This window comes from Dolichospermum planctonicum (assembly GCF_005402965.1).
Classification (GTDB): domain Bacteria; phylum Cyanobacteriota; class Cyanobacteriia; order Cyanobacteriales; family Nostocaceae; genus Dolichospermum; species Dolichospermum planctonicum.
On record NZ_BJCF01000159.1, the window covers coordinates 1 to 380 of the forward strand.

A 380-nucleotide genomic window follows, 5' to 3' on the forward strand; every position below is an offset into this window, starting at 1 on the left:
AAAATTACCTTATTTGTTCTAGAGTCTGGGGCTTATCCTTGCCCGTTATCGCTTCGGTCTCCATCAAGGAATCCCGAAACTTCTGACTTCTTTCTAACAAGATTTTCTTCACATCGGAATGTTTCATATATCGAGTGATTTCAACATCACTCATTCTTGCTAAAATATTGTCAGCAGCATTAGTATCTGAGTGCATCACGACCCCATCATGTCCGGTAAACTTGTCACCATTTCTACTACCCGTTAAGGTACTAAATCTGGAGTCAAGTTGTGACGTATACGCACAATTTACACTAACAACCGTGCAACCTACACGGGTTGAAACTTGTTTGAGAGCATCCGCAACTACCCCCTTGCACCATGAAGAAACATTTCTCTTC

General features: G+C 41.6%; 1 protein-coding gene. It reads right to left on the minus strand.

Going from position 1 to position 380, the window contains the following annotated elements:
• Positions 1 to 4: 4 nt before the first annotated feature.
• Positions 5 to 380, minus strand: a 376-nt coding sequence (locus tag FFO06_RS20885) for a zinc ribbon domain-containing protein (protein WP_236097208.1), incomplete at its 5' end; no start/stop codon positions are given.